Origin of the sequence: Microbacterium sp. NPDC096154 (assembly GCF_040302945.1) — a bacterium.
Taxonomy (GTDB): Bacteria; Actinomycetota; Actinomycetes; order Actinomycetales; family Microbacteriaceae; genus Microbacterium.
Genome location: NZ_JBEOSM010000004.1, coordinates 47591 through 66963, shown reverse-complemented (window position 1 = coordinate 66963; position 19373 = coordinate 47591). Strand labels below are relative to the sequence as shown.

General features: G+C 72.3%; 17 protein-coding genes. 10 read left to right on the top strand and 7 right to left on the bottom strand.

Annotated elements, in window-relative coordinates; translation table 11 throughout:
• The gene (locus tag ABTW64_RS06885) at positions 1-657 is read left to right on the top strand and encodes a GntR family transcriptional regulator (protein WP_350620652.1); all 657 of its coding nucleotides are present in this window, start codon (positions 1-3) and stop codon (positions 655-657) included.
• A gap of 7 nt (positions 658-664) precedes the next feature.
• Here ABTW64_RS06885 and cofC read toward each other — a convergent pair whose 3' ends face one another.
• From cofC to cofG, 4 genes are all read right to left on the bottom strand, one after another.
• The gene (gene cofC, locus ABTW64_RS06880; protein WP_350620650.1) at positions 665-1249 is read right to left on the bottom strand and encodes a 2-phospho-L-lactate guanylyltransferase; all 585 of its coding nucleotides are present in this window, start codon (positions 1247-1249) and stop codon (positions 665-667) included.
• A gap of 20 nt (positions 1250-1269) precedes the next feature.
• The gene (gene fgd, locus ABTW64_RS06875) at positions 1270-2280 is read right to left on the bottom strand and encodes a glucose-6-phosphate dehydrogenase (coenzyme-F420) (RefSeq protein ID WP_350620648.1); all 1011 of its coding nucleotides are present in this window, start codon (positions 2278-2280) and stop codon (positions 1270-1272) included.
• Positions 2281-2402: 122 nt separating this feature from the next.
• Entirely contained in the window at positions 2403-4010 is a 1608-nt protein-coding gene (locus ABTW64_RS06870) for a flavin-containing monooxygenase (protein ID WP_350620646.1), read from the bottom strand.
• Entirely contained in the window at positions 4007-6358 is a 2352-nt protein-coding gene (gene cofG / locus ABTW64_RS06865; RefSeq protein ID WP_350620644.1) for a 7,8-didemethyl-8-hydroxy-5-deazariboflavin synthase CofG, read from the bottom strand. Before cofG ends, ABTW64_RS06870 begins: the two co-directional genes overlap by 4 nt.
• 113 nt (positions 6359-6471) lie before the next feature.
• On the opposite strand from cofG, the gene ABTW64_RS06860 reads away from it, so the two are divergent.
• A complete protein-coding gene (locus ABTW64_RS06860; RefSeq protein WP_350620642.1) occupies positions 6472-6849 on the top strand; it encodes a hypothetical protein in 378 nt (125 codons plus the stop codon).
• Positions 6850-6867: 18 nt separating this feature from the next.
• Here the strand turns inward: ABTW64_RS06860 and ABTW64_RS06855 are convergent, their stop codons facing one another.
• Complete coding sequence (locus ABTW64_RS06855) at positions 6868-9063, bottom strand: ATP-binding cassette domain-containing protein (RefSeq protein ID WP_350620640.1); 2196 nt, start codon at positions 9061-9063, stop codon at positions 6868-6870.
• 107 nt (positions 9064-9170) lie between these two features.
• Between ABTW64_RS06855 and ABTW64_RS06850 the strand changes: the two genes are divergently transcribed.
• From ABTW64_RS06850 to ABTW64_RS06815, 8 genes are all read left to right on the top strand, one after another.
• The gene (locus tag ABTW64_RS06850; protein ID WP_350620638.1) at positions 9171-10259 is read left to right on the top strand and encodes an enoyl-CoA hydratase/isomerase family protein; all 1089 of its coding nucleotides are present in this window, start codon (positions 9171-9173) and stop codon (positions 10257-10259) included.
• Between the two features lie 64 nt (positions 10260-10323).
• Positions 10324-11169, top strand: a complete 846-nt coding sequence (locus ABTW64_RS06845) for a TIGR03620 family F420-dependent LLM class oxidoreductase (RefSeq protein ID WP_350620636.1) — start codon at positions 10324-10326, stop codon at positions 11167-11169.
• 390 nt (positions 11170-11559) lie between these two features.
• Entirely contained in the window at positions 11560-12183 is a 624-nt protein-coding gene (locus tag ABTW64_RS06840; RefSeq protein WP_350620634.1) for an alternate-type signal peptide domain-containing protein, read from the top strand.
• Between the two features lie 102 nt (positions 12184-12285).
• Positions 12286-12801, top strand: coding sequence for a SipW-dependent-type signal peptide-containing protein (locus tag ABTW64_RS06835; RefSeq protein WP_350620632.1), 516 nt, complete (start codon positions 12286-12288; stop codon positions 12799-12801).
• A complete protein-coding gene (locus ABTW64_RS06830) occupies positions 12798-14231 on the top strand; it encodes an RICIN domain-containing protein (protein WP_350620630.1) in 1434 nt (477 codons plus the stop codon). The genes ABTW64_RS06835 and ABTW64_RS06830 overlap by 4 nt, the downstream gene beginning before the upstream one ends.
• Positions 14228-14974: a hypothetical protein gene (locus tag ABTW64_RS06825; RefSeq protein WP_350620628.1), complete on the top strand. Its 747-nt coding sequence runs from the start codon at positions 14228-14230 to the stop codon at positions 14972-14974. Before ABTW64_RS06830 ends, ABTW64_RS06825 begins: the two co-directional genes overlap by 4 nt.
• A complete protein-coding gene (locus tag ABTW64_RS06820; protein WP_350620626.1) occupies positions 14929-15510 on the top strand; it encodes a signal peptidase I in 582 nt (193 codons plus the stop codon). Before ABTW64_RS06825 ends, ABTW64_RS06820 begins: the two co-directional genes overlap by 46 nt.
• Before the next feature lie 134 nt (positions 15511-15644).
• Positions 15645-16376, top strand: a complete 732-nt coding sequence (locus ABTW64_RS06815) for a response regulator transcription factor (RefSeq protein WP_350620624.1) — start codon at positions 15645-15647, stop codon at positions 16374-16376.
• A gap of 37 nt (positions 16377-16413) precedes the next feature.
• Here ABTW64_RS06815 and ABTW64_RS06810 read toward each other — a convergent pair whose 3' ends face one another.
• A complete protein-coding gene (locus ABTW64_RS06810) occupies positions 16414-17568 on the bottom strand; it encodes a hypothetical protein (protein ID WP_350620622.1) in 1155 nt (384 codons plus the stop codon).
• The gene (locus ABTW64_RS06805; protein ID WP_350620620.1) at positions 17565-19337 is read right to left on the bottom strand and encodes a sensor histidine kinase; all 1773 of its coding nucleotides are present in this window, start codon (positions 19335-19337) and stop codon (positions 17565-17567) included. Before ABTW64_RS06805 ends, ABTW64_RS06810 begins: the two co-directional genes overlap by 4 nt.
• Positions 19338-19373: the final 36 nt, after the last annotated feature.

Below are 19373 nucleotides of genomic sequence, written 5' to 3'. Positions count from 1 at the left end.
ATGGCCGTGTCGCTCACGGATCGGCTCACGGACGACCTGCGCACCCGCATCCTGACGGGTTCGCTCGAGCCGGGGTCGATCGTCGTCGAGCCGCGTCTGGCCGAGAAGTTCGGCGTCTCCAAGACGCCAGTGCGCGAGGCGCTGGGACGTCTGACCAGCGAGGGGCTCGTCATCGTGCTGCCCAAGAAGGGCTACCGGGTGCGTCCGATGGGGCTGCGCGATGTCGAGGAGGTGCTCACCATGCGGGAGCTGCTGGAGCCCCACGCGTGCGCCGAGGCGGCGAGCCGGATCACCCCGGAGGAACTCGATGCCCTGCGCGGCATACTCGACACCCAGCGCGCGCATGCGGGGGAGGAGCCCCTGGAGGCGATGCGGGACGCCCGCGTCTTCCACCACCGGATCGCCGTGGCGTCCGGAAACGCACGTCTCGCGGAAGCCGTCGCCGGGCCCCTGGATGAGACGTCGCGCGCCCATCATGTGCTGACCGGAATGCAGCGATACATGGCCCAGCCGCAGGAGGTCGCGGCGCATGCGCGCATCATCGACGCGCTGGCATCCGGTTCGCCGGAGGAGGCCGCCGAGGCGATGCGTGCGCACCTCGCATCGATCCGGGCGGCGATGCTCGGCGCCGCCGGGGCGTACGTCGGGCGCGGCTGACGCGGCTTCAGCCCACCAGTGCCGACGTGCGCGGGCCGAGCCCGAGCCCGGCCGCGGCGCGCAGCTGATCGGCCGTGTCGACGTCGCGCCGCAGCGTCGAGGTCGCCGGCAGGTCGAGGAGCGCGAACCCGGCGGCCGCGTGCCGTGAGCGCGATCCGGCCCCGAAGGCGGGTTCGAGAGCTGCGCCCGCGCCAGCGGTGATCAGCGTCGTGCCCGTGCCCTCCGCGTCCGGTACGAAGGCCCGGGCGTGCCGCGTGGCGAGCTCGAGCGCGACGTCGAGGTCGATCGGGTCGAGGGCCGGCAGGTCGCCGAGCAGCGCGCCCCGTCGCCCCGCGGCGACGGCGTCGAGGCCTGCCGTGACGGCGGCATTGAGACCCGCGCCCGGATCGGGCACGACGCGCGGCCGGCCACGGGCGGGGAAGCGGGCCAGTTCGCCCGCGACATCCTCATCCGATGTCACGACCACGACCTCGGAGACATGCGCCGAGCGGCATACGGCTTGGATGGTGTCGAGGGCGATGGCGGTCGCGAGCTCGGCGCGGTCCGGACGTGCCAGTCGCGACTTGCCGGTCGACCCCTTGACGGGGATCACGACCGACCAGCCCGCCGGGTTCACCGGAAGCGCTCGCGCAGGCGGGGCAGCACCTGCTCGCCGTACAGCCGCAGGAAGGCCTCCTGGTCGTGGCCGGGGTCGTGGAAGACGAGGTGACGGAAGCCGAGGTCGACATACGTCGCGATGGCCTCGATGTGCTGCTCCACGTCGTCGGAGACGATGAAGCGCGACGCCGCGCGCTCGATCGGCAGCTCCTCGGCGCGCCGCTGCATCTCGATGGGGTCGTGCACCCCGGTCTTCTCCTCGGGCTTGAGCGCCAGCGGGGCCCAGAACCGGGTGTTCTCCCGGGCCTTGTCGAGGTCGGGGCGGAACGACACCTTCACCTCGATCAGCGTGTCGACGGCATCGCGCGACCGCTTGCCCTTCTCGATCCCCTCGTCGAAAGCGGGCAGGAGGTTGTCGGTGTACAGCGACGGGTCCTTGCCGCTGGTGGTGATCCATCCGTCGGCCATCCGGCCCGCCAGCCGCGTCGCAGCCGGGCCGGAGGCGCCGATGTAGATCGGCACCTGGGTCTCCGGGCGGTCGTAGATCGTGGCGTTGTGGGTCTGGTAGTACGTGCCCTCGAAGGTCACCCGCTCCTCGGTCCAGAGCCGGCGGATGAGGGTGATGGCCTCCTTCATCCGCTGGAAGCGCTCGGGCGACTCGGGCCACTCGAGGCCCAGGGTCACCTCGTTGAGCGCCTCACCCGTGCCGACGCCGAGGATGAAGCGACCGGGATGCATCGCGCCGAGCGTGCCGAAAGCCTGTGCGACGACGCCCGGGTGATAGCGGAACGTCGGGGTGAGCACCGAGGTGCCGAGCAGCACGCGACTCGTGCGCTCGCCGACCGCGCCGAGCCACGGCAGGGCGGCGGGGGCATGGCCGCCGTCATGCATCCAGGGCTGCATATGGTCGGAGAGGAATACCGAGTCGAAGCCCATCTCCTCGGCCAGCACGGCGTAGTCGAGCAACTCGCGCGGCCCGAACTGCTCGGACGAGGCCTTGTAGCCGAAGCGCATCGGGATGGTCATGAGGCTCCTTGTCGTCGGGGGTGTGTCCCAGTTCGGGCCGGAATCGGTTCCTCAATGCGGCCACAAGTGGGACAAGCACCGAGGGAGACAGGCCAGAAGTGGGACATGGTCGAGGGTGAGGATCAGGGGGTGAGGGCAGGGGACAGGATGTCGTCGCGCACCGTGCCGAGCCGGCTGCGGAAATCCGCGACCGTGCCGGGCCAGAGCAGAGTGAGTCTGCCCGAGCGGGGATCGGTGTACCAGTTGCGGCATCCGCCGGCCAGCCACGGAGTGCCGGCCGCGCGCTCGGCGATCTCGGCGGTGTAGCCCGCCTCGGCCGCGGCGCTCACCCGCACCGGGCCGCCCGCTGCGACGAGCTCGGCGGTGAACGCGGCCTGCTCCTCCATGATCAGCACGGCGGAGTTGTGGCCGAGCGATGCGTTGGGCCCGTTCACGACGAAGAGGCTCGGAAAGCCGTGCACCAGCGTCGACCCGACGGACGTCATCCCGTCGCTCCAGTGCTCATCGAGGGTGCGGCCGTGCTCGCCGACGACGCGGCGAGCGTACGGCTGGCGGGCGGCCTCGAAGCCCGTGGCCAGCACGACGACGTCGACGTCGTGTCGCGCGCCGCTCGCGGCGACGAGCGTGGGCCCGTCCGCCGCCGCCAGGGCCGATGCCTCCAGGCGCACGGCGCCGGAGGCGATGGCCGGATAGAAGTCGTCGCTCAGCAGCACCCGCTTGCAGCCGAAGGCGTACCGGGGTGTGAGGGCGTCGCGCAGCGCCTCATCCGGCACCTGTGCGGCGAGGTGATCGAGCGCCTGCCGCTGGGCCGCTGAGGCCGCCACGGGATCGCCCGATCGCGAGGCGAAACGCGCCTCGCCCTCGGCGTAGAGCTCGGCGCGCAGGGCCTTCAGGGAGGCGGGGTCGCGCCACGCGGCGCGCTCCGCCTCGGCGTACGCGCGGTCGCCACGGGGCACGATCCACGCGGGCGTGCGCTGGAACAGCGTCACGCCCGCACCGCGGCGTGCGAGCTCGGGCACGAGCTGGATGGCGCTTGCGCCCGTGCCCACCACGGCGATGCGCGCGCCCGCGATCGTCGCCGAGTCATCCCACCGCGCCGAATGGAACACAGGCCCCGGGAACTCGGCGAGGCCGGGCACATCCGGCAGCGCCGGCTCGGTGAGCCGGCCGCACGCCAGCACGAGGCCGTCCGCCGCGAACTCCGTCATCGGCACTTCACGCCCCGACGGCACTTCACGCCCCGACGGCACTCCACGCTGCGGCGGCACCCCATGCCCCGAGTGCACTCCAATTTTCGTGTGGTCTCGAGGGTCCTCGGGGCCGGTGTCCGAGTGCACACGCACATTGGTGTGCACAGGGGGAGAGGGGACCCGAGACGCCGCGATGAGCCAGTGGTCGTCCTGCCACCGGGCGGCGGTCATCTCGGTGCCCAGGAGCAGGTGGCGGTCGAGGCCCTCGTCGCGCACGATCCGCTCGAGATAGGCCCGGATCTCGCGGCCCGGGGCGAACGTGCGCGACCAGTCGGCCGAAGGGTGCGTCGAGAGGCCGTAGAGGTGCGAGGGCACGTCGCACGCGACCCCCGGGTAGACGTTGTCGCGCCATGTGCCGCCCACGGCATACGAGCGTTCGAGGATCACGAAGTCGTGCTCGCCCCGGGCGCGCAGGGCCAGCGCCGCGGCGATGCCGGCGAAACCGGCACCCACGATCACCGTGCGCACCCGCGTGCTCACGCGCGCCGCCCGGTCTCGCGGACGACGCTGACGTCGCCGTACGTCGTGGACCGCTGCCGGAACGGGCGGAACAGGCCCCGCGCGATCCGGCGCGCCTCGGGCAGGGGCAGCTCGAGCCCGCGTTCGACTCCGGCTCCCGGCAGCACGCGCCCGTCGAGCAGCGTGCCGCCCAGGTCGTCGCCGCCCGAGCGCAGCAGCTCGACGGTCGCGGGCACGCCATGGCGGGTCCATGGGATCTGGATGTGCGGGATCGTGCCCGACAGGAACAGGCGCGAGACGGCGACCATCGCGCGATGCTCGTCGAGGGCAGCGCGGCCGGGCACCAGCGGAACGCCGCCGCCCAGGGGTTCGGGCAGCGGGATCGGCACGAACTCGGTGAAGCCCCGATGACGCCCCTGGATGACGGCGAGCTCGCGCAGGTGCGCCACGCGCTCGCCGGCGGTCTCTGCGTGGCCGTAGAACAGCACCGAGGTCGAGCGGAAGCCTGCCGCGTGAGCGGCCAGGATGTTCTCGCGCCACCGGTCGATCTCGAGGTCGCCGGGGGCCGTGATCGCCCGTACCCGCTCGCTGAGCACCTTCACGCCCGTGCCCGGGACGGTGTGGACCCCGGCATCGCGCATGGCCGCCAGAGCACCGGCGAGGCCGCGGCCCGTTCGATCCGCGAGATCGGCCACATCCTGCGGGCGGAAGGCGTGGAGGTGTATGCCGGGGGCGGCATGCTTGATGGCGCGGGCGATGTCGAGGTACGCCTCGGCATCCTGTCCGGGGGAGACCAGGCCCTGCACGCAGATCTCCGTCAGCCCCAGGGCCACGGCGTCGCGGGCGATCTCGGTGAGCCCGGCGAGATCGTACGTGTCGGGCTCGCCCGTGGCACTCCGGCGGAAGTTCGTTGACGCGACGTTGCGGTTGGCGACGATCGTGATCGCCTCGCCGACCGTATAGCGGCGCACGTCGTCGGCGGTGGCCGCCAGGGCGTCGGCATCGGGCCCCTCGGCTCGCAGCAGGACCTCCCACTCGGCATCGTCGAGCGACGACGGAGACGCGGCGGCCCGCTCGAGAAGGCGCCGGAGCGCAGAGGCGGGGCCGGCCTGCCTCGTCCCCGCGTCACTGCGCGCGGAGGACGCGCCCGGGCGGCCCTCGCGCGCCAGGCCGTCCGGGCCCGCGAGGGCGTACGTCGCGTCGCGGATGGCCGGATCCAGCCACTCGTCGGAGACGTACGGCGGGTGGGCGGTCAGGCGCTCGCGCAGCTCGAATCCCGATTCCGCAGTGAACCGCGCCAGGTCGTCGAGGTGCGGCCATGGACGCTCGGGGTTGACGTGATCCGCGGTGAGCGGAGAGACCCCGCCCCAGTCGTCGGCGCCCGCGCGGACGAGCAGCCCGAACTCCCGGGGGTCGGAGAGGTTCGGCGGCACCTGGATGCGCATGCCGGCTCCCAGCACGAGCCGGGCCACCGCCACGGCCGCGACGTACTCGATCAGGTCGGCGTCGGGCGCATCCTGCATCGCCGTGCGCGGCTTGGCGCGGAAGTTCTGCACGATCACCTCCTGCACGTGACCGTGGCGCGCATGCGCGTCGCGCAGCGCGACGAGCGACTCGGCGCGGTCGCGCAGCGTCTCGCCGATGCCGACCAGGATGCCCGTGGTGAACGGGATGCGGGCTCGGCCGGCGTCGTCGAGCAGCTGCAGCCGCACATCCGGGTCCTTGTCGGGGGAGCCGTAGTGCACCTGACCGGGCTCTTCGTACAGCCGGCGCGACGTGGTCTCGAGCATCACGCCCATCGACGGCGCGGTGGCCCGCAGCATGGCGAGCTCGGCCGGCGTCATGATGCCGGGGTTGAGGTGGGGGAGGAGGCCGGTCTCCTCGGTGATCGCGCGTGCCATGTCGGCGACGTACTCGAGCGTGGACGCATACCCGTGCCGATCCAGCCATGCGCGCGCCTCGGGCCAGCGGTCCTCCGGCCGGTCGCCCAGGGTGAGCAGCGCCTCCTTGCAACCGAGAGCCTGCCCCTGCCGCGCGACGGCCAGCACCTGTGCGCGCGACATGTACTCGGGCTTGTGCTGCCGGAGCAGCTGGCCCGGCGTGTCGACGAAGATGCAGTAGTGGCAGCGATCGCGGCACAGCGTCGTCAGCGGGATGAACACCTTGCGCGAGTACGTCATGACGCCGGGGCGGCCGATCGCCTCCAGGCCGGCGTCGCGCACGCGGGCAGCGGCGTCGAGCAGCCGCTCCAGCATGTCGCCGCTCGCGCCCAGAAGGAGCTCCGCGTCATCGACGTCGAGCTGATCGCCCGCTTCCGCGCGACGCAGCGCCGGCTCCAGCAGCGAGACATCCGGATCGAGCAGGGTCACCGCTTCAGTCTCGCACCGTGCGCAGGCACGCGGGCCCGCTGCGGGCGCGTTCCTGTGGGCTGGTCGGGCGCCACCCGGCAGCATCCGGCGCGCGGTTTGGGCAGGATGGAGGCATGACCACTCTGCTGCTCGACCAGTCGCGGCTCGAGATCGCGCTGACCCGCACCGAGCGCCTGCTCGCGTTCCAGCGCGGCAACGTCTGGATCGAGCGGGAGACGATCGCGAGGCTGCAGCTGACCGACGAACCGGCGACGTGGCTGCGCGGCGTGCGCGCACCGGGCACGCACGTTCCTCGTGTGGTGTCGCTCGGCACGTGGCGCTCGGCGCAGGGGGACGACTTCGTCGCCATCCGTCACGGCAGGCCGGGCGTGGTGATCGACCTCGAGGGCGACGCGCATTTCAGTCGACTCGTGCTGTCGACGCGTCACGGCCTCGCGCTCGCGAAGGCGCTGCATCTCGACGACGGCGACGCGGCGGACGCCGAGGTCTGAACCCCACGCCGCCGAGCCTCAGTCGCGCTCGTCGCTGCCCTGTGCGCCGTCGGGGTGCTGCGCGCCGGGGGTGTCGGACTCGGTCGCGGTGACCGAGTCGATCGCGTCCTGCGTCTCTGCCTGCGCGCCGAAGGAGGCCACGAACGAGTCGAACTGGGCCTCGTTCTCGGCAGCCGCGTCCTCGGCCCCGGCGTCCTCGGAGCCGGCCTCGGCCTCGGTCCCGGATGCGGCCTCGGCCTCGGCGGCGGATTCCTCCGCTTCGTCGAGGAACGACTCGACGAAGGCGTTGGCCTGCCCGTCGTCATCCGCGTCGGCGTCCGCCTCGTCGTCCTCGTCTTCGCCGGCGCTCCAGTCGAGGCCGGGCCACGGCTTGCGGGCGGGGGACGCGGCGAAGGGGGCGTGCTCGTCGCCGAGGGCCGTGCTGGCCGGGCGCGGCTTCAGCTCGTCGACCGACGCCTCGACCTCGGGCAGCGGCTCGACGTCGTCGTCATCGCCAGGATCGCGGCCGTCGTCATGCGGTGCCATCTCGTCCTCGCTCTCGTCCGGCGCGTCGTCCTGAGCAGCCGCCTCGTCCTGCTCGGACCGGCCGTCCGGCTGGTCCTCACCGGCCGCGTCGGACTGCTCGTCCACCTCGGCCGCGTCGGGCTCATCCGCGGCCGCGGTGTGCTCATCCTGCTCCGCCGCGGGGCCGTCGTCCAGAGCCTCGTCCTCGTCGTCCGGGGCGGCCACGCCGACGCCGGGCAGCGGCTCCTCCGCAGGGAACTCGTCGTCGGCGTCGGCCGGGGTCACCGGCTCGCTGCGCGGCAGGTCGATCACGGCGTCGGGCGTCTCGAGCGCGTCGGGGTCGTCGGCGTCCTCCTCGGCAGGGGACGGAACATCCTCGGGCACGGGAAGCCATCCGGGCGTCGGCTGCTCGCCCTCGGGCGAGGCCGCGATCAGCTCCGCCTCTCCCGCCACCACATCCTTCTCGATCTCCCAGAGGGGGCGGTTCAGGAACTCGAGCGGATCCGCGTCCGACGCGCGCTTCGAGTCTCCCAGCACCGATGCCACCGGCTGGGGGTCGACCATCACCTCGGTGTCGACGGTCGTCGGCACGAAGGGCAGCTCGTCGACCGTCTCGATCTGCGCGCCGGCGTCGTCGACGTGCCGGCCCTCGACCACGTCATCCGGCATCGGGGGCACATCGTCGTCGGTCACGTCGTCGGTCGCCAGGTCGTCACCGGCGCCGTGCGGGTCGTCCTGCGCCTCGTCGGATGCAGCGGGCGGCGGCGCATGCCACGTGCCGTTCACGATCTTGAGGAACACGTCTTCGAGCGTGTGCTGCTTGAGCTGCAGCGACGACAGCGGCACGCCCGCCTCGGCGGCCAGCGTGCCGATGTCGGCCGTGGTCACGCCCGTGACGTTGATGCCCGATCGCAGCACCTCGAACTCGATGCCCCGCGCCCGCAGCGCATCGCGCAGCGCGGCGCGGTTGGGCGAGTCGACCATCACGACCGCGTCGACATCGGCCAGCTGCTCGATGCCGCCGCTGAACAGCAGGCGGCCGTTCGAGATGATCAGGATGTTGTCGGCCACCTGCTGCACCTCGCTGAGCACGTGCGACGACATCAGCACGGTGCGGCCCTCGTCGGCGAGACGGCGCATCAGCAGGCGCATCCACCGGATGCCCTCGGGGTCGAGACCGTTGGCCGGCTCGTCGAAGACCAGCACGCCGGGATCGCCGAGCAGCGCCTCGGCCACACCGAGGCGCTGGCGCATGCCCAGCGAGAAGCTGCCGATGCGCATGCCGCCCACGGCGCCCAGTCCCACGACCTCGAGCACCTCGCCCACGCGCGACGCCGGCGCGCCCACGGCGCGCGCGGCGAGGTGCAGGTGCTTCTCGGCCGTGCGCCGCAGGCGGTAGGGCGGGTTCTCGAGCAGCGAGCCCACCTCCCGGCGCGGCTGCGCGAGCTTCGCGTAGGGCACGCCGCCGATCAGCGCGGTGCCCGCGGTGGGACGCACCTCGCCGAGCAGCATGCGCAGGGTCGTCGACTTGCCGGCGCCGTTGGGCCCGACGAAGCCGGTGACGACACCGGGCTCGACGCGCGCGGTGAAATCGGACACCGCGGCGACATCACCGAAGATCTTGGTGAGCCCGCGGAACTCCAGCACCTTGCCGTCGGCCATCCGCTCCCTCTCGTGCGTGTACAGGTATCTCCTTATCTTGGCGGACATCCTGCCGAACCTGGGGATCCTTGCCCTCATGCGCCGGATCGGGCACGTGGGGGAGCCGCGACATCCGCACGGACGGGGCGGGCAGGATGCGCCGGTAACGTGGCCGCGTGACCTTCCCCACGTCGGATCCCCGCATCCTCGCCCGCCGCGAGGGCGGGCTCGGAACCATCACGCTGAACCGCCCCGAGGCGATCAACGCGGTCGACACCGAGATGATCGCCGCCATCCGCGGCGTGCTCGACGCCTGGCTGACGGACCCGGATGTGCAGGTCGTGCTGTTCGACGGCGCGGGGGAGCGCGGCTTCAGTTCGGGCGGCGACGTGCGCCGGCTCCACTCGACCTTCACGACCGGCGACCTCTCTCACGCCGACCGGTTCTTCCGGACCGAGTACACGATGAACGCGATCATCGACGAGTACCCGAAGCCCGTGGTGGTCTTCGCCGACGGCGTGACCATGGGCGGCGGCATCGGCATCGCGGGGCACTCGCACATCCGCATCGTCACCGAGACGTCGAAGCTGGCCATGCCCGAGACGCGTCTGGGCTTCACGCCGGACGCGGGCGGCTCATGGCTGCTGGGCCGGGCGCCGGGTCGCGTGGGCGAGTTCCTCGCGCTCACGAGCTGGGTGATGGGCCCGGCCGACGCGATCTTCGCGGGCTTCGCCGACCACTTCGTGCCGCGTGAGCGCCTGCCGTCGCTGCGCGAGGCGCTCACGACGCGCGCCGATCCGTCGACGCCGACCGAGCTCGTGCTGCTGTTCGACGAGACGCCGGATCCGGGGCCCATCGAGAGCGCGCGCGAGTGGATCGACGACGCGTTCGCCGCCGACACGGTGCCCGAGATCATCGAGCGGCTGACGCGGATGGCCGACGCGGGCGTGGCGGAGGGACAGGATGTCAGCCCTGCGACCGCGCTCGCGGCGCTCGCCGAGCGCTCGCCCGTAGGCCTGACCCTCACGCTGGCCGCGACGCGCTCCTCGCGCGCGCTGCCCGGGCTGCGCGCCGCGCTGTCGCAGGAGTACGGCCTGGTGTCGTGGTTCATGGCCACCCAGCCCGACATGGCCGAGGGCATCCGGGCCCAGCTGGTCGACAAGGACCGCGCGCCCCGGTGGCGGCCGGCTTCGCTCGACGAGGTGGCGGCCGACACCGTGGGCGAGGCGTTCGCGTTCGAGCCCACGCGGCCGCTGTTCCCGTAGGCCCCGCGCCGGTCCACGGCGAGGTCCTGCCCGCACGCGCGCCCGGCGGGTGCAGACTGTCGGCATGGTGGCGACACGGCAGTTCGGCACGTACGGAGTGTGGCGCGGTGCGGCGGCGCTCGACGAGGACTTCGCGGCCCGGGTCGAGCAGCTCGGCTACGGCGCCCTGTGGGTGGGGGGATCGCCGAGCGGCGACCTGCGCCTGGTCGAGCAGCTGCTCGACGCGACCGAGCGCATCACCCTGGCGACGGGCATCGTCAACATCTGGAAGGACGACGCCGCGGATGTCGCCCGCTCGTTCCAGAGGATCGAGCAGCGCCATCCCGGCCGGTTCGTGATCGGCATCGGATCGGGGCACCGCGAGGCGACGGCCGAGCGCAGGCGCCCCCTGGCCTCCCTTTCGGCATATCTGGACGTGTTCGACGCCGAGGGGATCGATCGGGATCAGAGGATCCTCGCGGCGCTCGGCGACAGGACCCTCGCGCTCGCCGCGGAGCGCTCCCTCGGCGCTCATCCGTATCTGACGACCGCCGAGCACACGAGCCGCGCGCGCGGGATCTTCGACGCCACCCGTCCGGGGGCGCTGCTCGCGCCCGAGCAGAAGGTCGTGATCCATGAGGACCGCGACCGCGCCCGCGCGATCGCGCGGCGCTACCTCACGCGCTACTTCGGTCTCGAGAACTACGTGGGGGCCCTCGTCCGCAACGGCGTCGACGAGGAGGACCTCGCCGATGGGGGCTCGGACGCCCTGATCGATCTCGTCGCCTCGAACCCGACGGTCGCGGCCGCGGTGGCCGGGATCGACGCGCACCTCGACGCGGGGGCCGACCACGTGGCGATCCAGCCGCTCGGCGATGACCCGCTGGGCTCTCTCGAGCAGCTCGCCGACGAGCTGGCCCTGACCCGCTGACCCACACTGCGCGAGCGCGCAGGGCGCGGGAAAAGCGCACCGGCGGCTCAAGTTCCGCAAGGTCGGCTCAAGAATCGACGCGCCGAAGGCTCAACTTCCTGTCCCCTGGATGGGGGACGAGGGCGTGTCCCCCATGGGGGACGCCGGAATGTCCCCCATGGGGGACAAATTCTTGTCCCCCATGTGGGGGACAAATCCAGAGGAGCCCTTAGGGATGGCTTGATCCCGACCTGAGTCTTCATCCGTATGGTCGTCAGTGGCGGCGGCCGGGTCAGCACACCCGAAGGCTGACGCGGCAGAGAGATCGCACCCTCCCCCCACGCGATATGTCCCACTCTGCCGCGCGGCCGCCGGCCAGGTCTTCGGCGTACCCCACGCCGTGTCTTCGGCGTGCCCTCGCACGCCCTTTTCCTCACAACCTCTGGAGTTGAAGTGAACAAGTTCGTCAAGGGTTCGATCGCAGCCGCCGCCGGTGTCGTCCTCCTGCTGGGCGGTGCCGGATCGCTCGCCTACTGGAACAGCGAGGCGTCGCTGGAGGGCGGTTCGGTCAGCACCGGCCACCTGAAGCTGACCGAGGCAGAGAAGCCCGCGGGCTGGATCAAGGGGCTGACGCAGTGGGTCCCGGGTGACACGGACGTCTACCGTACGACGCTCACGCTCGACGCGGAGGGCGACAACATCCGAGGCACCGTGGTCCTCGATCCCGCTTCGATCGACGACGCAATCACGATTGTCGGACAGGACGGCAAGCCCGTTTCTGCCGCCCAGGACGTTCTCGACCAGTTCGATGTCACCGTCGCCGCGAACGCAAGCCTGCAGGAGGAGCAGGGAAACGGCACCATCCGTTTTGCCGCGGGGGCGTTCACTTTCGATGGTGACGCGGAGTACACGATCCCCGTGGACATCTCGGTCGCCTTCCCGAACCTGAGCGGCATCAACGAGGGATCCCAGGACGTCACCATCGACTTCTCGAAGCTCGCGTTCATCGCGGAGCAGGACAAGCCGCTCAACTAAGCCCTTCCCCATCCCGCGCCCAGCGGTGCCCCGCTCCCGTCCCGAGCGGGGCACCGTGGCGCAGCCATGCCCAGAAACCGCCCCCGCCGAACAGGATCCGTCGTGCCGCAGTCGAGCAGCCCCGCCCCGCAGCCCCGCCGGCTGCAGCGCGCGGCGCGTCGCCGGGCGCAGCGCATCCGCGGCGTCGTCAAGGCGACGCTCGGCGGGCTGGCCCTGACGTTCTTCATGCTCACCGGAATCGGCGGCAGCTACGCCATGTGGACCTCCACCGCGACCGTCGACGCCGGCACGATCACCACGGGCACGGCAGAACTCGTGGCGGCACCGGCCGACCCGGCCGCCTCCTGGTCGGACATGCTCCCGGGCGAGGCCCTGGGCCGTCCGGTCGTCCTGACGAACCGGGGCGATGTGCCGCTGGCAGTGACCGTGGCTCCGGCGGCGCAGACGGAATGGACGCTGCGCGTGCTGGCCACGTGCGGCGCCGATACGCCCGTGCCGGCCATCCAGCCCGGGGAGGTCCTCACCGTCTGCCTCGAGGTCAAGGCCCCCCTCACGCTCCTTCCGGGGCAGACCGCCGCCTTCACCGCCGTCTTCACCGGCACCCAGGTGCCCCGGTGAGCGCCGCACGCTGGCGCCGCAACAGCGCACTGGTCGCCGTGCTCACGGCCATCCTGACGCTCCTCGGCGGAGGTGCCGCGGTCGCCCACTGGAGCGTGAGCGACCAGGTGGAGGGGCGAGCGCAGGCCGCGACGGTCGGGATGACGCAGCTCGCGTTCCCGGCGGCGGCCACGCCCCTCACGAGCACCTACACCGCGCAGGCCACCACCGCCGCCGACGCCGCGTCGATCAGGAACACCGGCACGCGCGAGGGCACGTACACGCTCACGCTGCAGGCGTCGTCCGGCCTGGGCACGGCGATCACGGCGACGGTCGGCCCCGTGCAGAACGGGGCAGCCTGCACGCCGACAGCCGCTCTCGTCCCGGCGCTGACGCAGACGAAGCCGCTGTCGGCCGCCGCCCCCGTCTTGTTCACGGGCAGCGTGCGCCAGGGCGAGACGCTCACGCTGTGCGTGCAGACGTCGATGACGCCCGCGGATGTCTCGGCACGCGCCGGCGAGTCGACGAGGATCACCATGGGATCGCACCTTCGATACGCCGACGCCCCGGGGTGGACGATCGGCGGCGCCACGGCGACGTTCACCCAGTCGGTCGAGTCGCGGCTGCTGTTCTTCACCGACAGCTCGGGGCGCTATCGCATCAAGCAGGGCGGTCATTGCGTGGCCCGGCAGAGCGAGAGCTCGAACGCCTACGTCATCCGCGACCCGTGGAACTGCCAGGGCACCACGAGATACGAGTGGCGCATCACGGCGCTCGGCGGCGGGAGGTTCACGATCGCCTGGGCGTTCAACGAGGGGGGCACGGCGACATCGCCGCTGTGGACCGCGAAGAACGGCGGCGACATCGTGCGCTCGCAGTCCCCGAACAAATCGGGCGACCAGGAGTGGTCCATCGTGGCGGTCACCGCGACGGAGTACCAGATCAGGAGCGCATCCGGTCTGTGCGCCGCGCTCGGGGCGCCGTTGACCCCGTCCGATCCCAACGGGCTGCGCAGCATCGTGCTCGCCACCTGCAATGCCGGCGCCACCGAGCAGCGCTTCACCTTCGAGCTGATCGGCAACCCCATCGTGCCGGTCGCGACGATGGTGTGCACCCCGGGCGACATGACCCAGGTCGGCTTCTCCTTCCCCCGCAACGAGGGTTACGAGTTCGAGGTGAAGTACCGGGTGCTGTTCTCACCGGCGAGCGCGCCCGATCGGAAGTCGGTGGTCACGCTGGACGGCCGGCCCTACCGTCACGACACCGCGTTCCGGATCGCGCGGGAGTTCGCCGGCGTCTTCGCCTACGCCGACACCACCTCCGGCGCGATCGGCGAGAACCGGGTCTTCGTGGAGCAGCAGATCGCCGACAGCCCGTGGACGACAGTCGCACAGGGCCGCTTCACCATCGCCCGCAACGGCGGCACGATCGACCTGGGGTGCCCGCGATGAGCCTGATCGCCCCCGCCGCCGCGCTCGCCGCGGCCCTGCTTCTCACCCCCGCCGCGGCGGAGCCCGCGGTCGGCGGCCTGCAGTTCTCGCCCGACGGCGCGAGCTGGTCGTCCACCGCGCCCGCGTCGGTGTTCCCCGACGCACCGGTGCTCGTGCCGGGCGACCGGGCGACCGCGACCCTGCGCCTGCGCAACGGCCATGACGCGCCGGCCGTGCTGGTCGTGGTCGTGCGCCAGCCGCCGGCGGCCACGCCGCTCGCGGCGGCATCCGTGCGCATCTCCGGCCGCGACGGCGCCGGTGCGGGGCTCGCGCCCACGCCGCTCGCCGAGCTCGGCGCCTGCACGCACGTCGTGCCCGCCCGCGCCCTGGCGCCGGGGGAATCCACCACGGTCGACGTGTCGCTCGACCTCGACCCGAGTCTCACGGGCGACCACGGGCAGCGCGAGCGGATCGACTTCGATCTCTGGCTCGGCCTCACCGACGGCGCGGCCGCCGATCTGACCGACCAGGGCTGCCCCCGCCACGCGGTGCCGGTGCCCTCCCATCCGGACGCGCCGGCCACCGAGCCCGTCCCCGAGCCCGGCGACGCGGCCGGCTGGGTTCCGGCCGGCCCCGGAGGCCCAGGCGGTCTCGCCGCCACCGGCGGCCTGGTCTCGGCTGCCGCCATCATCGTCGGACTCATGACAGGAGGTGCCGGATGGCTGCTGCTGACGCTCTCGAGGAGACGACGCCGGAGCGCGTGAACCGGGGTGCGGAGATCCTGCGCTCTCTGCTGTACGGCCTGAGCGTCGGCGTGTTCGGGCTGGTGCTGCTGCTCGCCGGAGCCGTCGTCGTGGCGCCCGCCGTGGTGGGCGGCGTGCCGCTGACGATCCTCACCGGCTCCATGACGCCGACCTACCCGCCGGGCACGCTGGTCGTGGTGAAGCCGACCCCGATCGAGCAGATCGGAGTGGGGGATGTGCTCACCTTCCAGCTCGAGTCGGGCCAGCCGACCCTCGTGACCCACCGCGTGGTCTCGGTGATCGCCGACTCGAGCGGCGAGACCCGCTTCGTCACGCAGGGCGACGCCAACACGAGCCCGGATGCCGATCCGGTGCGGCCCGTGCAGATCCGCGGCACCGTCTGGTACGCCGTGCCGTGGATCGGATGGGCCAATCAGGCCGTGAACGGCGAAGCCCGGTCATGGCTCGTGCCCGCCGCGGCGGCCGCGCTGTTCGCCTACGCGCTGTGGCTGGTGCTCTCGGGCATCCGCGACAGGCGACGGAGATCTCGGAAGTGATCTTCCGACATATCGAGATTCCCTTCTCATCAGGCATTCTTGCGCCTGCCATATACCGGGAGCCGGGCGCGTTCCGCCGGGTCTTCTGCGATATCGTCGTGCGGGATTCATTGGGTGTGGGGGAAGGCGGTTCGGTGGAGTCACCACGCGTGGCCGTCGTGATCGAAGACGACCCCGACATCCGTGGGCTGCTCACCGAAGTGCTCACCCAGGGCGGCTTCGACGTGCGCGCCGCCGCCAACGGCATCGATGGCATCGCCCTGGTGCGCGAGCACGACCCGGTCGTCACGACGCTCGACATCAGCATGCCCGGCATCGACGGCTTCGAGACGGCCAAGCGCGTGCGCGAGATCAGCCCGACGTACCTGGTGATGCTCAGCGCACGGTCCGAGGAGATCGACGTGCTGCAGGGTCTGCAGGCGGGCGCCGACGACTACATCACCAAGCCGTTCCGGCCGCGCGAGCTGCGGGCGCGCATCGAGGCGATGCTGCGGCGCCCCCGCGTGCAGGGCCCGGCGGCCGAGCTGCCGTCGCCTGAGATCGCGGAGGGCTGGCTCGAGCACCGCGGGCTGCGCCTGCACCCCGACATGCGCACGGCCTCGGCCGACGGCGTGGCCCTCGACCTGACGCGAACCGAGTTCGACCTGCTGCAGGAGCTGCTCGAGGCAGGGTCCCGCGTGGTGTCGAAGCAGCAGCTCACGCTGGCCCTGCGCGGCGAGCGGCACAGCGACTTCGTCAGCGACCACGACCTGCGCGCCATCGAGGTGCACATGGCCAACCTGCGTCGCAAGCTCGGCGAGTCTGCCACCAGCCCGCGCTGGATCGAGACCGTGCGCGGCATCGGCTACCGGCTGACCGCGGGCTGACGCGCCGACCGCGCGCGCCGACCACGCCGCGCGTCGCTCAGCGGGTCGCCTGCACGACCGGCATGCCCGACGACCGGGCCGACCGGCAGGCCGCCTCGAGCGCCGCTTCCGCCAGCCGGTCGGCGTCGTAGCCGTGCTCCTGCGCCAGCGCGAAGCCCACGCCGATCGCCGGCAGCACGGCGCCCTGCTGCGTGGCGAGATCGTCGATCAGGCCCTGGCGCAGCTCGTTGCCGATGGCGCCGACCTCCTCCGCCGTCGCGACATCCAGCACGAACGCGACCGTCGAGTCGTCCAGAGCGCCCGCCGGCGACAGGATGGGCAGGTGGCGATGCACGGCATCCCGCCACCGATGCTCCACCAGCTCGGCGGTGCCGGCACCGAACGCGGCCGCGATGTCGCCCACCCCCTCGACGCGCACCGCCACCACGGTCATGGGCGCACCGGCGCGCTCACTGCGACCGGCGACATCCGCGATCGCGATCATGAAGAAGTCGGAGGGCAGCAGCAGCGCGCCGGTGGGGATCTCGGTGCGGCTCTGCCGAGCCGTGGCCGAGACCACGCGCAGCACCGACGTGGTGACCACCGCGACGATCGTCAGCGCCACGACCACGAGCGACGTCATGTTCGTGCCGAACCAGTCCTGGAACAGAGCGCTCTCGGGGCCGGCCACCAGGAAGGCGATCGTGCGCCCGGCGTAGTAGAGAGCGGCGGCACCCAGCACGAACGTGAGCCCCCGCGAGGCGAAGACCTCGTGCAGCGCGCCCCGCAAGGTCTCGATGGCTCCCAGCACGGCGAACGCGCAGATGCCGATGAACATCGCGGGGGCTCCGGCCCAGTCGCCGGCTCCGCGGTCCATGACCGCTGCGGCGAACGCGCAGATCGCGCCCGCCGCGACGAGCACGTGCGCCCACGCCCGAGAACGCGCGTTGTAGACGCGGCATCCCAGCCACATCAGGCCCATGTGCGCCACGAACGCGCCGTTGCCGAGCGCGACGGCGACCCACAGCCCCGGGTCGACGACCCAGATGATCGAGCAGAACGTCACGAGGATCCCGCACAGGAACGAGGCGGCCCAGTACCGTCCCGGGCCGCTGTCGCGGCGCACCACGGTCTCCAGCAGGAAGACGACGCCCGCGGCGATCACCACCACGGCGGTCATGAACGACGCGGTGAACAGGTCGAGTTCGGTCAACGGCCCTCCTCGGGATCGGGGGACGGTGCGGGAACGCGGGACTGCTCGGGGAAAGGGGTCTGATCGGCGGCGGGCCCGGCGGGGTGCTCCGGGTCTGCAGGATGTCTCGGGGCTGCGGGATGTCCCGGGCCGGCGGGATGCGCATCCCCGCGTCCGCCGGCGGCGGCAGCGTCGGGCGCGGCGGGGTCGTGCTGGGGGAGCGTGACGACGAACGTGGCACCCGCGTCGACGGCGCTCTGCACGCTGATCTCGCCGCCGTGCGCGCGCACGATGTCGCGCGCGATCGCGAGGCCCAGCCCGCTGCCGTGCGTGCTCGAGCGGCGCACGGCATCCGACCGGAAGAAGCGCTCGAACAGCCGGCGCTGCTCGGCCGGTGCGATGCCCGGCCCTTCGTCGCGCACCGCCACGATCGCCCGGCCGTCCTCGTTGGCGCATCCGATCCACACGCGTCCGCCGTGGTGGCTGTACTTGATCGCATTGGACAGCAGGTTGTCGATCACCTGCCGGATGCGCGTGGCGTCGGCGAAGGCGGTCGTCGCCTCGACGCCCTCGGTGTCGATCGTCAGCTGGCGGGCCACGGCCCGGGGCAGCGCTGCCTCGACCGCCTGGTGCACGACCGCTCCCACGTCCATCGAGGCAGGCCGCAGGCGCGCGTCGAGGTCGGCGGCGGGGTCGGCCGCCGACGACAGGATGTCCGTCACCAGCGTGAGCAGGCGCTGGGCGTTGCGCTCGGCGACCTCGAGATTGCGCCGGGTGCCGTCCGACAGCCGGTGGTCGTCGAGCGCCAGGTCGAGGTAGCCCATGATCGAGGTCAGCGGCGTGCGCAGCTCGTGCGAGACCGAGGCCACGAGGTCGTCGCGGGCGCGCAGCGCCTCACGCTCGGCGGTCACGTCGCGCGACACCAGGACCACGCCCGACTCGCCGTCGCTGCGGATGCGGCGGGCCGTGACGTGCAGCGCCCGCCGGCCGCTGCCGAGGCCGCCGTGCCACAGCTCCACGCCGTCGAACGTCTCGCCGCGTCGGGCCCGGGCCAGCGGGCGTTCGTCGGCCGGAACGGGAGTGACGCCGTCGGCGCGGAACAGCGGCGCATCCGGATCGCCGTGCAGTCGCGCATGCGCCGCGTTCGTGACGGCGACCTGCCCGTCGGCGTCCACGCGCACGACGCCGAAGTCGACGGTCTGGAGCACCTCGCTGACCAGCGCCTCCTGGCTGCGGGCGCGCTCGAACGCACCCTGCAGGGTGAGCGACTGGCGTGCGAGCAGCTGCCGCTGGGCGGCCCCGCGGCGCGACATGAGCTGGCCGTACATCGCCAGGGCGGCGACGGTGAGCGAGAACAGGGCGCCCCGCACCTCGAAGTCCGTGGTGGTCAGCACGAGCAGGATCCAGTAGGCGGCGATCACCGCCAGGGCGGTGACCGTGGTCAGGATCTCCCCGAAGGTGAGAGCGATCCACAGCACCGGGAAGACCCACAGCAGTGCGAGTCCCGCGGTCGGATGCGCGTACTGGAAGAAGCCCACCGCGACGATGTCGACGAGGGGAACCGCGGCGCTCACGCTCGGAGGCAGCGCGTCCCACCGCGCCACCACGGCGAAGACGCCCGCGAGGAACACCATCGACGTGCCGATGATCACGGCGCCCAGGTCGCGCAGACCATCCGACATCACGACCAGCACGCTCGCGAAGAGCACGATCAGCGTCAGCAGGAGCTGGTTCAGGATGACGGTGCGCGCGCGCGAAGGATCACGCGGCGACCGCACGTCGGGTGCCATGCGCCGACGTTACCGTGCCGGTCCTGGGCCGCCTCC

Bases quoted from the DNA above. Each gene is read 5' to 3' on its own strand.
- ABTW64_RS06855 (WP_350620640.1), bottom strand. From the start codon at position 9,063: ATGTCCGCCAAGATAAGGAGATACCTGTACACGCACGAGAGGGAGCGG.
- ABTW64_RS06860 (WP_350620642.1), top strand. From the start codon at position 6,472: ATGACCACTCTGCTGCTCGACCAGTCGCGGCTCGAGATCGCGCTGACC.
- ABTW64_RS06845 (WP_350620636.1), top strand. From the start codon at position 10,324: ATGGTGGCGACACGGCAGTTCGGCACGTACGGAGTGTGGCGCGGTGCG.
- fgd (WP_350620648.1), bottom strand. From the start codon at position 2,280: ATGACCATCCCGATGCGCTTCGGCTACAAGGCCTCGTCCGAGCAGTTC.
- ABTW64_RS06820 (WP_350620626.1), top strand. From the start codon at position 14,929: ATGGCTGCTGCTGACGCTCTCGAGGAGACGACGCCGGAGCGCGTGAAC.
- ABTW64_RS06885 (WP_350620652.1), top strand. From the start codon at position 1: ATGGCCGTGTCGCTCACGGATCGGCTCACGGACGACCTGCGCACCCGC.
- ABTW64_RS06825 (WP_350620628.1), top strand. From the start codon at position 14,228: ATGAGCCTGATCGCCCCCGCCGCCGCGCTCGCCGCGGCCCTGCTTCTC.
- ABTW64_RS06805 (WP_350620620.1), bottom strand. From the start codon at position 19,337: ATGGCACCCGACGTGCGGTCGCCGCGTGATCCTTCGCGCGCGCGCACC.